This window comes from Arthrobacter sp. I3 (assembly GCF_000520575.1).
GTDB lineage: Bacteria > Actinomycetota > Actinomycetes > Actinomycetales > Micrococcaceae > Arthrobacter > Arthrobacter humicola_A.
The window spans coordinates 41016-53334 of the sequence record NZ_KI914919.1 but is presented as its reverse complement, the minus strand read 5'-3'; the positions used below and the strand labels follow the sequence as shown (position 1 = coordinate 53334).

Below are 12319 nucleotides of genomic sequence, written 5' to 3'. Positions count from 1 at the left end.
GGAGCATTCGGCCAGCACACCGGCGATCTTTTCGACGGTGAGACCGTGCGCCGGCAGCAGCGCGACCACCGTGGCGTACACCGTGTCCGCGGTCAGGGTTTCCTGCAGGCTCCGCCGCAGGGCCGGCAGTGCCCGCGACATGCCCGCATCGAGGTCAACGTCGGTCACGATCCGTTCCACGCCGAGCCCCTGGCGGGCGGCACTGTCCGCGACCACCTTGCCAAGGGCGCGCGAGTTGCTGAAGACGGCGATGCCGGGGCCCCCGGGCAGCGGCTGGCTCGAGACGATCTGGGCGACGTCCATGAGCTCTTCGATGGTCTCGACCCGGATCACCCCCGCCTGCCGCATCATGGCGTCCAGCGCTTCCGAGGGCGCCTGGGTGGTGCGGACGGCATGACCGGGCGGCAGGTTCAGGCCCATGGCGTCGGACTTGGCCACAATCACCGGTTTGGTGCGGGCAAGGCGGCGGGCCAGCCGGGAGAACTTGCGCGGGTTGCCGATCGATTCCAGGTACAGGCCCACCGCCGTGGTGTCGGCGTCATCTTCCCAGTACTGCATCATGTCGTTGCCGGAGACGTCGGCCCGGTTGCCGGCCGAAAGGAAGGTCGAGATGCCAACCCGGCGCCGGCTGGAGGCCGCGTAGAGGGAGACGCCGATCGCGGCCGACTGGCTGAACAGCCCCAGGCCGCCGCGGCGGGCCAGGGCCGGTGCCATCGAGGCGTTGAGGGACACGGCCGGGTTGGTGTTGACGATGCCCAGGGACGCCGGGCCAATCACGCGCATGCCGTTTTCCCGGGCCTGCCGCACCAGTTCGCGCTGGCGCGCCAGGCCGCGTTCGCCGTCGTCCGCGTACCCAGCGGTGGCCACCACGATTCCCTTGACCCCGGCGGCCGCGCATTCCTGGACCACCTTGGGGACCTCGTCGTACGGGACCGCGATGATGGCGAGCGTGACCGGGCCGGGAACCTCGGAGAGCCGGGCGAAGGAGAGCATGCCGGCCAGTTCCAGGGCCTCCGGGTTGATCGCATAGACCGGGCCGCTGAAGCCGCCTTCGATGACGTGCTCGAGCAGCTGGTAGCCCACGGTGCCCCATTTGCGGCTGGCTCCGATCACGGCCACGGACGCCGGGGCGAGCAGTTCCTGGATGCTGCGGGCCTCGGCGCGGTGCTCGCGGGATTCCATCACGGCGCGGGATTTGTCGGTGGGGTCGATGTTGAACTCGAGGCTGACGACGCCGTCGTCGAAGTGGCGTTTGACGTCGTAGCCTGCGTCGGAGAAGACCATGAGCATCTTGCGGTTCTCCGGAAGCACCTCGGCGCTGAACTTGCGGATCCCGTTCTCGCGGGCCGCGGCGGCGAGGTGTTCGAGCAGGATCGAGCCGATGCCGCGGCCCTGGTGGGCGTCGGCGATGTTGAAGGCGACCTCGGCCTCGGCCGGGTCATCGAGCCGGTCGTAACGGCCGATGCCCAGGATTTCGCCGCCGATGGTGATCACCAGGGCCACCCGGTCCTTGTAGTCCACCTCGGTGAAGCGCTTGAGTTCCTTGCTGGAAAGCTTGGACTTGAAGGCGAAGAAGCGCATGTAGATGGACTTCTGGGACTGGCCCACGTGGAAGGCCTGGACCGCATCTGCATCGGAGGGGTGGATGGGGCGCACATGCGCCGTGCCGCCGTCGCGCAGGACAACATCGGCTTCCCAATATTCCGGATATACGCCGTCCGCCGGCTGATCCACCATAGGCTTAGCCTAGTCATAAACTTACGCAGTACCCGTTCAGCACCCCTCAGAAGGATCCACCAGCCTTATGGCACGCCGCCAAACCACGCCCCCGGCAGGGGAACCCAGCCAGGATTTCGTTGAGAACATCGTCGATATCGATGTCACGTCCGAGATGGAAGGCTCATTCCTCGAATACGCCTATTCGGTGATTTATTCGCGGGCCCTCCCCGACGCCCGCGACGGCCTGAAGCCCGTCCAGCGGCGGATCCTCTACATGATGTCCGACATGGGGCTGCGCCCGGACCGCGGCCACGTCAAGAGCGCCCGCGTGGTGGGCGAGGTCATGGGCAAGCTGCACCCGCACGGTGACGCCGCGATCTACGACGCCATGGTGCGCATGGCCCAGGACTTTTCCCTGCGGCTGCCGCTGATCGACGGACACGGCAACTTTGGCTCGCTCGACGACGGCCCGGCGGCGCCCCGCTACACGGAAGCCAGGCTGGCGGCCGCGGCCCTGACCCTCACCGACCACCTCGACGAGGACGTCGTCGATTTCGTTCCCAACTACGACAACCAGCTGACCCAGCCGGACGTGCTGCCGGCCGCGTTCCCCAACCTGCTGGTCAACGGCGCGACGGGCATCGCCGTCGGCATGGCCACCAATATGGCCCCGCACAACCTGGTGGAGGTCATCGCCGCGGCCCGGCACCTGATCGACAACCCGGACGCCACGCTCGAGGACATCATGAGGTTCGTCCCCGGCCCGGACCTGCCCACCGGCGGCCGGATCGTGGGCCTGGACGGCATCCGCGACGCCTATGCCACCGGCCGCGGCTCCTTCAAGACCCGGGCGAAGGTGGACATCGAGCAGCTCTCGGCCCGCCGCACCGGCCTGGTGGTCACGGAACTGCCGTACATGGTGGGCCCGGAAAAGGTGATCGAGAAGATCAAGGATGCCGTCAACGGCAAGAAGCTCACCGGCATCAGCGACGTCGTGGACCTCACCGACCGCAAGCACGGCCTGCGCCTGGTCATTGAGCTCAAGAACGGCTTCAACCCCACTGCCGTGCTCCAGCAGCTCTACCGCTACACCCCGATGGAAGACTCCTTCGGCATCAACAACGTGACGCTCGTCGACGGCCAGCCGCAAACCCTCGGGCTGCTCCAGCTGCTCTCGGTCTACGTGGACCACCGGATCAACGTGGTCCGGCGCCGCACCGCGTTCCGGCTGGGCAAGAAGAAGGACCGCCTGCACCTGGTCGAAGGCCTCCTGGTCGCGATCGTGGACATTGACGAGGTCATCCAGATCATCCGGTCCTCCGACGAGGTGGCCGAGGCCCGTACCCGGCTGATGTCCATCTACGATCTCTCCGAGATCCAGGCCAACTACATCCTGGAACTGCGGCTGCGGCAGCTGACCAAGTATTCGCGGGTCGAGCTGGAGAAGGAGCAGGAGGAGCTCCGCCGGGAGATCGCGGAGCTTGAGGCGATCCTGGGCTCCCCCGTGCTGCTCCGTGCCCTGGTGTCCGACGAACTCGGCGAGATCGCGGAGAAGTACGGCACACCGCGCCGGACCGTCCTGCTGGAATCCGAGGCCGTCTCCCCCACCGTCGCCGCGGCACTGGGCGCAGCCGCCGGGGCCAAGGGCAAGGCCGCACCGCTGGCCCTTGAGATCGCGGACGATCCTTGCTGGGCCATCCTCACCGTGTCCGGACAGATTGCCCGCACCGCCAACCAGGACAGCCTGGCCGAGGCCGGACCGCGGACCCGGCACGACGTTTTCTCCTCCGTGGTCAAAACCACCGCCCGCGGCGAGATCGCCGCCGTGACCTCGCAGGGCCGCATGCTGCGCCTGCAGGTCATGGACATGCCTGTGCTGCCGCCAACCTCGGGCACCCCCAACATGGCCGGCGGGGTAGCGGCCAAGGATTTCATCACCCTGCTCAAGGGGGAATCGCTGGTGGCTTTCGCGCCGCTGGACCAGGTCCTGGCAATCGGAACGGCCCAGGGCGTGGTCAAACGGGTGCAGCCGGACTATCCGCTGAACCGCGAAGACTGGGAAGCGATCGCGCTCAAAGACAAGGACACCGTGGTGGGCGTTGCCCCCGCCGGGTCCGACGACGACGACCTCGTCTTCATCACGCGCCAGGCCCAGCTGCTGCGCTTCAGTGCCTCCTCCGTCCGCCCGCAGGGCCGGACGGCCGGCGGCATGGCCGGGATCAAGCTGGCCGCCGGGGACCGGGTGATGTTTTTCGGGACCGCCAGCCCCGCTGACGCCGCCGCCGTCGTCGTGACCATCGCGGGGACCGAAGGCGCGCTGCCGGGCACAGCCCCCGGGGCCGCGAAGGTCACCGCCCTGGCCGAGTACCCGGTCAAGGGCCGGGCGACTGCCGGGGTACGGGCACACCGTTTCCTCAAGGGCGAGGACACGCTGCTGCTCGGCTGGGCTGGGCACGGTCCGGCCAAGGCGTCCTCCCTGGCAGGTGTGGCGCGCTCACTCCCCGGCGAGCATGGCCGCCGCGACGGCTCCGGCATTCCACTGTCCCAGGCGATCGACGCCATTGGACCCAGCATGGCGTGGTCAGAGGACCCGGAAGCCGGCAACGACACGTAGGACCGCGGACGAACGAAACCCGGCCGGCGGCGCTGTCGCGCTCCAGCCGGGCTTCGTGATCAGGCGTTGCCTCCGGCGACCTCAGTCCCGGAAGCCCCGCCGCATCCTGTGGACCGGCGCTAGGCCATGTGGTTCAGGCTCAGGATGTTGCCCTCCGTGTCCAGGAACCACGCGGCCGTGCTTCCGTCAGGGGTGCTGGCGATGCCGTCCTCCGTTTTTAGGCCCGGAAAGTCGTATTCTTCGAAGACGACTCCCTTGGCCCGGAGTTCCGCAACTGCACCCGGAAGGTCATCGACCACCCAGCCGATCTGCGTGTTCTTGGCCGTTCCGGCATTAGGCGTCTGGTACAGGAGGAACCCGGTACCGCCGCCGCACTTGTACTGCAGGTTATCCTCGGCATCCGCGTTCTCGGGTTCGAGCCCGAGCTTATCGCGGTAGAAATCCCGTGCACGCGCGATGTCCGCTGCCGGTAGCACTGCGCCGACTTGCTTGTCCTTGAGCATGGCTATTCTCTTTCCAGGCCCGCCCCCCGGAAGGAATGATACTCCTCCACATCCCCCACGTACCTGAGAAACCGCGACGCTGATTTCCTTGGCCGGCGGGGGCGTTGGTGGGGAAACTGCGCCGACACGGCGCCCTGATGTCTGCCGCTGGTTAGGCGAGATGTCCCCTGTTGGTCAGGCGAGGGAGAGGAAGAGCTTTTCGAGCTCCTTTCGGTCCATGGTGGTGTCTTCGCGGACGAGGCACTGCTCAAGTCCGCTGGCGATGATCGCGAATCCGGCCTTGTCCAGAGCCTTCGAGACGGCCGCCAACTGCGTGACGATGGCCCTGCAATCCCCGCCCTCCTGCAGCATGCGGGTCACAGCAGCGAGCTGACCCTGGGCGCGCTTGAGGCGGTTGACCACGGGGGTTAGTTCAGTCGGATCGAGTTGCATGAGGTCTCCAAAGGCGTAGGGGGCTTGCCATCACCATATACCCCACCGGGTATTTTGCATACCCCCATGGGTATCTGCCATACTCGGTGGGGTATTCACCCACGACCCCTTTCGAGAGGCCCCGCCATGATTTCGCCTTCCACCGCCATTTCCGCTCTCGCTCCGGAGACCTTGCGCAGCTGGGTCACCGAGCATCAAGACCTCATGATCATTGACGTCCGCTCGGCCGCTGAGTTCGAGTCCGTGCACATCCGCGGGTCATACAACGTGCCGCTGCCGCTGCTGTCCGAACACACCGATGAGCTCGCCGCCCGTCTGGGCAGCCGCGTCGTCCTCGTTTGCCAGTCAGGGGCCCGCGCTGAACAGGCGCGGCAGCGCCTCGGCAGTTCCGGCGTCAATACGGCCTACGTCCTGACCGGCGGCGTCCCCGGCTTCGCAGCGGCCGAGGGTGACGTGGTCAAGGGCAAGGAACGCTGGGACCTGGAGCGGCAGGTCCGTCTCGCCGCCGGGTCGCTGGTGGTCCTCGGCCTGGCTGGCGGCAAGTTCGTCTCCCCCAGGATCCGGACGCTTGCCGGCGTCATCGGCGCCGGCCTGACCTTTTCCGCGGCGACCAACACCTGCGCCATGGGCCGGGCCATCTCGGCCATGCCGTGGAACAAGTCCGCCACGGAGCCCACGCGCGAAACCGCCATCATGAACCTCCCGGTTGTTCCGGCTGAGCAGACTCCGGCAGCATGATCGCGGCCCTGTCTCTGGGGCTCGTCGTCGGCATCGTTCTCGGTGTGGTGGGTGGCGGCGGGTCGATCATCGCCGTTCCCGCCCTGGTCTACGGCGTGGGCATGAGCCCCGCGGAGGCCATTCCCACCTCCCTGCTCGTGGTGGGCATCTCGTCCCTGGCGGCACTGGTGCCCAGGCTCCGTGAGGGCATCAACTGGCCAGTGGTCCTGATTGTCGGTGCCGCGGGCATCCCTGCCGCTTGGGCCGGAACCGCCCTGGGCCGCCTGCTTGATCCGAACATCCTGATGCTCGCCTTCGCTGCCATCATGGTGATCGCGGGGATCCGGATGCTCGCGCGGACCAAGGAAACCGACGGTTCCTGCAGCATCGGGCCCACCAGGGCTTTCCGCACCTGCGCCCCAAAGGCCGTCGGGGTTGGCCTCCTGGTCGGGTTCCTCACAGGGCTGCTGGGCGTGGGCGGAGGGTTCCTGATCACCCCGGCTCTCACACTGTTCCTGGGGCTGCGCATGAAACAGGCAGTCGGTTCCTCCCTGGCCATCATTGTGATCAATTCGACGGCGGGCTTCGGGGCCCACGCCGCAGGTTTCACGATCGAGTGGCCCACGGTCCTGAGCTTCGCGGTCCCGGCCATCCTTGGATCCCTCTTTGCTGCCCGGCTTGCCCGCCGGCTGCAGGACAAGCACATCCGGGTCTCCTTCGCGATGCTCATCTTTGTCGTAGCGGCATGGGTCACAACGAGCACCGTCACCGCCTGACCCGCCAACCCCCAACCCTCCCGCTGGAGAAGCTCCAGCGGGACCCCTAACGCCCTACCGAAAACCTGGCACAGCCGGCACGCAGGATCAGATACCAAACTTCCCCCACGAAGGAGAACACCAATGCTTATCGAGCGCATTTACGATGAAGACCTCGCCCAGGCCAGCTACCTGATTGGCTGCCAGGCCAAGGGTGAGGCTGTAGTTGTGGACGGCCGCCGGGACATCGCGGTCTACCAGGAACTGGCCGAGAAGAACGGCATGAAGATTGTGGCCGTCACCGAAACCCACATTCACGCCGACTACCTCTCCGGCACCCGCGAGCTGGCCGCCGCCACCGGCGCCACGATCTACGTCTCCGGCGAAGGCGGCCCGGACTGGCAGTACGAATTCGACGGCGAACGGCTCTACGACGGCGACAGGATCGCCCTCGGCAACATCACCATCCAGGCTCTGCATACCCCGGGCCACACCCCGGAGCACCTGTCCTTCCTGGTGACTGACGGCGCCTTCAGCGACCAGCCCGGCTACCTGCTCTCCGGCGACTTCGTCTTCTCCGGTGACCTGGGGCGCCCGGACCTGCTGGACGAAGCGGCCGGCGGCGTGGACACCCGGTTTGAGGGTGCCAGGCAGCTCTTCGCCAGTCTGCGGGACAAATTCCTGACCCTGCCCGACTACGTCCAGGTCCACCCGGCCCACGGCGCCGGCAGCGCCTGCGGCAAGGCCCTGGGCGCCATCCCCTCCACCACCGTCGGTTACGAACGGCTCTACGCCTGGTGGGGCCCGTACCTCGCCGCGAACGACGAGCAGGGGTTCGTCAATGAGCTTCTCGACGGCCAGCCGGACGCCCACGCCTACTTCGGGCGGATGAAGCGCGAAAACCGTATCGGCCCGGCAATTTTGAGGGAACGTGCCCCGTTGCAGGAGCTGGACATCGCCGCCGTGGCCAGGGATCTGGCTGCGGACAAGGCAACCTTCATAGACACCCGCTCCAACACCGAGGTCCACGAGGGCACCGTCACCGGCTCCCTGAACATCCCCGCCGGCAAGTCAGTGGCCAGCTACGGCGCCTGGGTCGTGAACCCGGAAACCGATAAGAACCCGTTGGTTCTGCTGGCCGCCGGGCCGGAGCAGGCCCAAGAGATGTGGGATCACTTGGTCCGCGTCGGCATCGACAACATCGCCGGCTACCTCACCGGCGTCGAAGGCCTGCCAACGTCTACTCCGCGGCTGATCCAGCCTGCCGATCTGGCCGACTTTGACGCTGCGATGGTGCTGGACGTCCGCAACCGCACCGAGCACCTGGCCGGACACATCCCCGGATCCCACCAGCTCAGCGGCGGCCGCGTCATGTGGCACCTCGACGAACTCCCGGCCGGAGGCACTATCGTGACGTACTGCCAAAGCGGCATCCGCAACTCCGTCGCGGCCAGCGCCCTGCGCCGCGCCGGGTACGACATCGTTGAACTCGACGGCAGCTACGCGGCCTGGGCCGCCCACCGGCCCTCCGTGGCCTCATCCCGCTGACCCTGGGAAGGGACGTCCGTCGCCACGCCGGCCAGAGGCACGCGAAGCCAACGGAGACCGCCCCGGACGGCATCGAAGGCTCCCGGGGCGGGAAGGCCTTCGGACTCTACCGGGCAGCCGAGGTCGGCCAAAGAATCGGAATAGAACAATGGTCTGAGGCGAAAGGGCACCGGTCTTGATGTGGGGCTACGGCATGAATATGGGCTGGATGTGGATGTGGGGCGTACTCCTGCTCATCGGCGTAGCGCTGCTGGTACTGGTCGCCGTGCGCATGTTTGCCGGAGGCGGCACTCACGGCGGGATGCAGGGACCGCAGGGTCCCTACCCCGGCAGGAGCCGGGCCCGGCAGATCCTCGATGAACGCTTTGCCCGGGGTGAACTGACGGCGGAGCAATACCGCGAGCAGCTAAAGGTTCTCGGCGAGGACCAATAGTGCTCCCAATGAGCCGCCGGAACGCGCTCCTGCTGGGCGGCCTCGGCACGGCAGCCATGGCCGCCGGCGGAGCCGGGCTCTGGTGGACGGTCAGTTCCCGGTTCGCGGCCGTCGCGGGCGGAGACTTCACCGACCCGAAGCAGCTGCGCAGCAGCAACGGACGGTTGCAGGTCCGGCTCGAAGCGTCCGCTGGCTCAGTGCAGCTCGGCGGCCAGCAGGCCTCGGCGCTTGGCTACAACGGCGGAATCCCCGGCCCAACCCTGCGTTTGAGGAGTGGGGACGTGATCGCCGTCGAACTGGTCAACAGCATGGACGTCCCGACAAACCTGCACGTCCACGGACTCCACGTTTCACCCCAGGGCAACGGAGACAACGTTTTCAACGTCGTCGAGCCCGGCCACTCCTTCCGCTACGAATACCGGCTCCCTGCGGACCATCCGCCCGGCGTGTACTGGTACCACCCCCATCATCACGGCATGGTCGCCGATCAGATTTTCGCCGGGCTGTTCGGTGCGATCATCGTCGAGGACGCACAGCCCGTGGACGTCAGCCGCGAGCGGGTGATGGTCGTCTCTGACATCACCCTGGACGGCTCCGGAACCGTCGCCGGTCCCTCGCCCATGGACCGGATGCTCGGCCGGGAAGGTGAACTTGTCCTGGTCAACGGACAAAGCAACCCGAAACTTTCCGCCCGGCCGGGCGAGCGTGAGCGGTGGCGGATCGTGAACACGTGCGTGGCGCGCTACCTGCAGCTGCGCCTGGACGGGCAGCAGATGCAGCTCCTCGGCATCGATTCCGGCCGCTTCCCCACACCCCGGAACGCGGACGAGGTGCTGCTGGCGCCGGGCAACCGTGCAGATGTCCTGGTCACAGCTGTCGAGGGCGACGCCACTCTCAGTGCCGTCTACTACAACCGTGGCAGCATGGCCGGCATGATGGGACTGGCAGGGCCAGCCCCCAACAGCGCCCAGGGCACAGGAGATCTCGTGCTGGCGACCCTCTCGGTCACCGGCGCCCCGGCCGCTCCTCCTCCGGCGGTGCCGTCCCGGACCGCAGCGGCAGACCTGAGGACCGCGGCCGTTGCCGCCCGCAGGCAGCTGACCTTCGCCGTCGGCGGCATGGGCATGGGGATGGGAATGAGTTTCACCATCAACGGCCGTGAATTCAACGCAAGCCGGACGGACACCACTGTGGCCGCGCAGACGGTGGAGGAGTGGACCCTGATCAATCCCAGCCCGATGGACCATCCCTTCCACCTGCACGTCTGGCCGATGCAGATCATCGAGGAACAGAGCCAGACGCCGGGCCAGCCCGTCTGGCGTGACGTCGTCAACATACCCGCCAACGGACAGGTGCGGGTCCGGATCCACTTCAAGGATTTCACCGGCCGCTCCGTGTACCACTGCCACATCCTGGACCACGAGGACCAAGGAATGATGGGCGTCATCGAAGTCCGCTAGCCACCGGGAGCAAGTATCCCGACGACGGCCCGGCAAATGCCCAGCCTGTAGCCTTGACCTGGCTACCATCCAACACTGCCAACCGGAGGGAGAATGCCATGGCCGCAGCTTTCATGAGCCATGCCGCAACCGCCCTTCGCCGCGGATTCCTGCTAGTGGGCCTGCTGGCCGTCGTGGCTGGATTCCTCGGGATGCACATCATGACCGGAATGCATGGCGCTCATGCCATGACCGCGGTGACATCCTCCGCGGAAGCCGCGGGGTCATCTTCCCGGCCGGAGACCAACCTCGCACCTCATCCGGCCGCCCATGCCCTGCAAGAGCGCACCATGGGCCATGACTCCTTGGCTCCGCGCCCTGCGACCCCAGCCGGTCCCGACCTGACGGCCGACAGCCGGGCCGCTGCCCCCGCGGTGTCGTGCATATGCCAATCGAACTGCGCCGCCGTTGCGTCAATGCACTCGGCCTGTGTGCCCTCGGCGGCTATGACGTCCCTGGCCGCGCCCCCGCCTGGCATGGCGCCGGCCTCGATGCACAACCCGGACACGCACGGCGACGCCGCCGTCAGGGCCTACTGCTATCTCCCCGCAAGTCCTTCGCCGGGCGATCTGTCCATCAGCCGGACGTAAGACGGAAGCGCGCCGTGTCGTGCCCGGCGTCCCCACTTACCCGACACGCTCCATCCCGTTCTTCCAGCGGCACGGGCGTGTCATCCGCAGGCGTGCCACAACGCCGATTGATGATTGAAGGACCTGACCCCATGAAAAAAACCCTGACCATTTCTGCCTTCGGCATTTCCGCCGCCATCGCCCTTGCCGGCTGCGCCGGCACCTCCGGAAGCACACCCGCCGGCACCATGCCGGGCATGGGCAGCGGCGGCATGGGCATGTCGTCAAGCTCAGCGCCCGCAACCGCGGGCCACAACGCGGCAGACACCATGTTCACCCAAGGGATGATCCCGCACCACGCCCAGGCCGTGGAAATGATCGACATGATGCTCAGGAAGCAGGGCATGGACGCGCGGATCACCGCGCTCGCCACAAAGATCAAGGCCGCACAGGCACTCGAAATCGCGCAGATGACGGGCTGGCTCAAGACCTGGAACGAACCAGCCCAGATGGCGTCCGGCCATGGCATGGGTGACGGGGTGATGGGCGACGACGACCTGAAGAAGCTCGATGCCGCCCAGGGCGCCGACGCGGCCAAGTTGTTCCTGGCCCAGATGATCGTCCACCACGAGGGCGCGGTGATGATGGCCAAGACTGAAAGCAGCCAAGGCAAGAACCCGGACGCCCTCAGCCTCAGCAAGGCAATCGTGACCGCCCAGGAAGCTGAAATCCAGGAGATGAAGGACCTGCTGGCCAGCCTCTAGCAGCGTCCCTGCCCCGGTCCGCCTTCGGACCGGGGCCGTCAACTGGGCGGCCCCGGCCGACGCAGTCCGAAGCATCGGCCGACGGCGGTGCTGCTTTGGCCTCGTACCTGGGTGCCGCACCGGCTGCAGCGACGGGCCGGGATGCCCGGCGGAACGAATGCACCTACACTGCTGGAATGCCTATCATTCCGGATTCCAAGGACTGGACTTGGGTCCTGTCGCAGCCCTGCCCCGAGTGCGGTTTCGATGCCTCCACCGCGACCCCGGCCACGGTGCCGGGGATCGTCATCAGCATGCTCCCGCGGTGGCGTGCAGCCCTCCGACGGCCGGACGCGACGGAACGGCCCAACGAGGCCACGTGGTCCGTCCTCGAGTATGGCTCCCACGTCCGGGACGTCTTCACACTTTTCGATCACCGCCTGTCCCTCATGTTGTCCGAGGACCATGCCCGGTTCGATGACTGGGACCAGGACAAGACGGCAATCGAGCAGGACTACGCCAACGCTGATCCAGCCCAGGTCGGCATCGAGCTGACGGCGGAGGGCGAGCAGATTGCCGCGTCCTTCGCACGGGTTCAGGAGGAGGATTGGGTCCGATTGGGGACCCGGAGCAACGGCTCAGTGTTCACTGTCCTGACCTTCGCGCAGTATTTCCTGCACGACGTCGTCCACCACCTCCACGACGTGGACGGCTAACGCGAAGAACTGGCGCGCGGACGGCAGCCACGCGGACGGCCGGCGGGGCCGTTCTCCGGCGCTGCTCAGCC

General features: G+C 67.1%; 11 protein-coding genes. 8 read left to right on the top strand and 3 right to left on the bottom strand.

Annotation, left to right across the window (positions count from 1 at the left end):
• The coding region (locus Y706_RS28050) for a GNAT family N-acetyltransferase (RefSeq protein WP_043435788.1) at window positions 1-1737 on the bottom strand (1737 nt) is incomplete at its 3' end.
• Between the two features lie 67 nt (window positions 1738-1804).
• On the opposite strand from Y706_RS28050, the gene Y706_RS0109700 reads away from it, so the two are divergent.
• A complete protein-coding gene (locus tag Y706_RS0109700) occupies window positions 1805-4333 on the top strand; it encodes a DNA gyrase/topoisomerase IV subunit A (RefSeq protein ID WP_028276443.1) in 2529 nt (842 codons plus the stop codon).
• A gap of 119 nt (window positions 4334-4452) precedes the next feature.
• Here Y706_RS0109700 and Y706_RS0109695 read toward each other — a convergent pair whose 3' ends face one another.
• Both Y706_RS0109695 and Y706_RS0109690 read right to left on the bottom strand, forming a co-directional pair.
• Entirely contained in the window at window positions 4453-4836 is a 384-nt protein-coding gene (locus Y706_RS0109695; RefSeq protein ID WP_028276442.1) for a VOC family protein, read from the bottom strand.
• Between the two features lie 174 nt (window positions 4837-5010).
• On the bottom strand, window positions 5011-5268 hold the full coding sequence (locus tag Y706_RS0109690; protein ID WP_028276441.1) for a metal-sensitive transcriptional regulator: 258 nt from the start codon (window positions 5266-5268) through the stop codon (window positions 5011-5013).
• Window positions 5269-5394: 126 nt separating this feature from the next.
• Between Y706_RS0109690 and Y706_RS0109685 the strand changes: the two genes are divergently transcribed.
• The 7 genes from Y706_RS0109685 to Y706_RS0109650 all read left to right on the top strand — a co-directional run bounded on the left by Y706_RS0109685 (window position 5395) and on the right by Y706_RS0109650 (window position 12248).
• Window positions 5395-6006 (top strand): rhodanese-like domain-containing protein, encoded by a 612-nt coding sequence (locus tag Y706_RS0109685; RefSeq protein WP_028276440.1) that lies wholly within the window; start codon window positions 5395-5397, stop codon window positions 6004-6006.
• Window positions 6003-6761 (top strand): sulfite exporter TauE/SafE family protein, encoded by a 759-nt coding sequence (locus tag Y706_RS0109680; protein WP_028276439.1) that lies wholly within the window; start codon window positions 6003-6005, stop codon window positions 6759-6761. The genes Y706_RS0109685 and Y706_RS0109680 overlap by 4 nt, the downstream gene beginning before the upstream one ends.
• 123 nt (window positions 6762-6884) lie before the next feature.
• On the top strand, window positions 6885-8288 hold the full coding sequence (locus Y706_RS0109675; protein ID WP_028276438.1) for an MBL fold metallo-hydrolase: 1404 nt from the start codon (window positions 6885-6887) through the stop codon (window positions 8286-8288).
• 175 nt (window positions 8289-8463) lie between these two features.
• The gene (locus Y706_RS0109670) at window positions 8464-8721 is read left to right on the top strand and encodes an SHOCT domain-containing protein (RefSeq protein ID WP_028276437.1); all 258 of its coding nucleotides are present in this window, start codon (window positions 8464-8466) and stop codon (window positions 8719-8721) included.
• Window positions 8722-8729: 8 nt separating this feature from the next.
• Complete coding sequence (locus tag Y706_RS0109665) at window positions 8730-10181, top strand: multicopper oxidase family protein (RefSeq protein ID WP_084476053.1); 1452 nt, start codon at window positions 8730-8732, stop codon at window positions 10179-10181.
• Window positions 10182-10941: 760 nt separating this feature from the next.
• A complete protein-coding gene (locus Y706_RS0109655) occupies window positions 10942-11553 on the top strand; it encodes a DUF305 domain-containing protein (RefSeq protein ID WP_028276434.1) in 612 nt (203 codons plus the stop codon).
• A 176-nt stretch (window positions 11554-11729) separates the two neighbouring features.
• Window positions 11730-12248: a DinB family protein gene (locus tag Y706_RS0109650; RefSeq protein WP_028276433.1), complete on the top strand. Its 519-nt coding sequence runs from the start codon at window positions 11730-11732 to the stop codon at window positions 12246-12248.
• The last annotated feature ends 71 nt before the right edge of the window (window positions 12249-12319 follow it).

Coding starts and splice junctions, on each gene's coding strand:
- Y706_RS0109695 (WP_028276442.1), bottom strand. CDS start 4,836: ATGCTCAAGGACAAGCAAGTCGGCGCAGTGCTACCGGCAGCGGACATC.
- Y706_RS0109650 (WP_028276433.1), top strand. CDS start 11,730: ATGCCTATCATTCCGGATTCCAAGGACTGGACTTGGGTCCTGTCGCAG.
- Y706_RS0109685 (WP_028276440.1), top strand. CDS start 5,395: ATGATTTCGCCTTCCACCGCCATTTCCGCTCTCGCTCCGGAGACCTTG.
- Y706_RS0109665 (WP_084476053.1), top strand. CDS start 8,730: ATGAGCCGCCGGAACGCGCTCCTGCTGGGCGGCCTCGGCACGGCAGCC.
- Y706_RS0109700 (WP_028276443.1), top strand. CDS start 1,805: ATGGCACGCCGCCAAACCACGCCCCCGGCAGGGGAACCCAGCCAGGAT.
- Y706_RS0109675 (WP_028276438.1), top strand. CDS start 6,885: ATGCTTATCGAGCGCATTTACGATGAAGACCTCGCCCAGGCCAGCTAC.
- Y706_RS0109655 (WP_028276434.1), top strand. CDS start 10,942: ATGAAAAAAACCCTGACCATTTCTGCCTTCGGCATTTCCGCCGCCATC.
- Y706_RS0109690 (WP_028276441.1), bottom strand. CDS start 5,268: ATGCAACTCGATCCGACTGAACTAACCCCCGTGGTCAACCGCCTCAAG.
- Y706_RS0109680 (WP_028276439.1), top strand. CDS start 6,003: ATGATCGCGGCCCTGTCTCTGGGGCTCGTCGTCGGCATCGTTCTCGGT.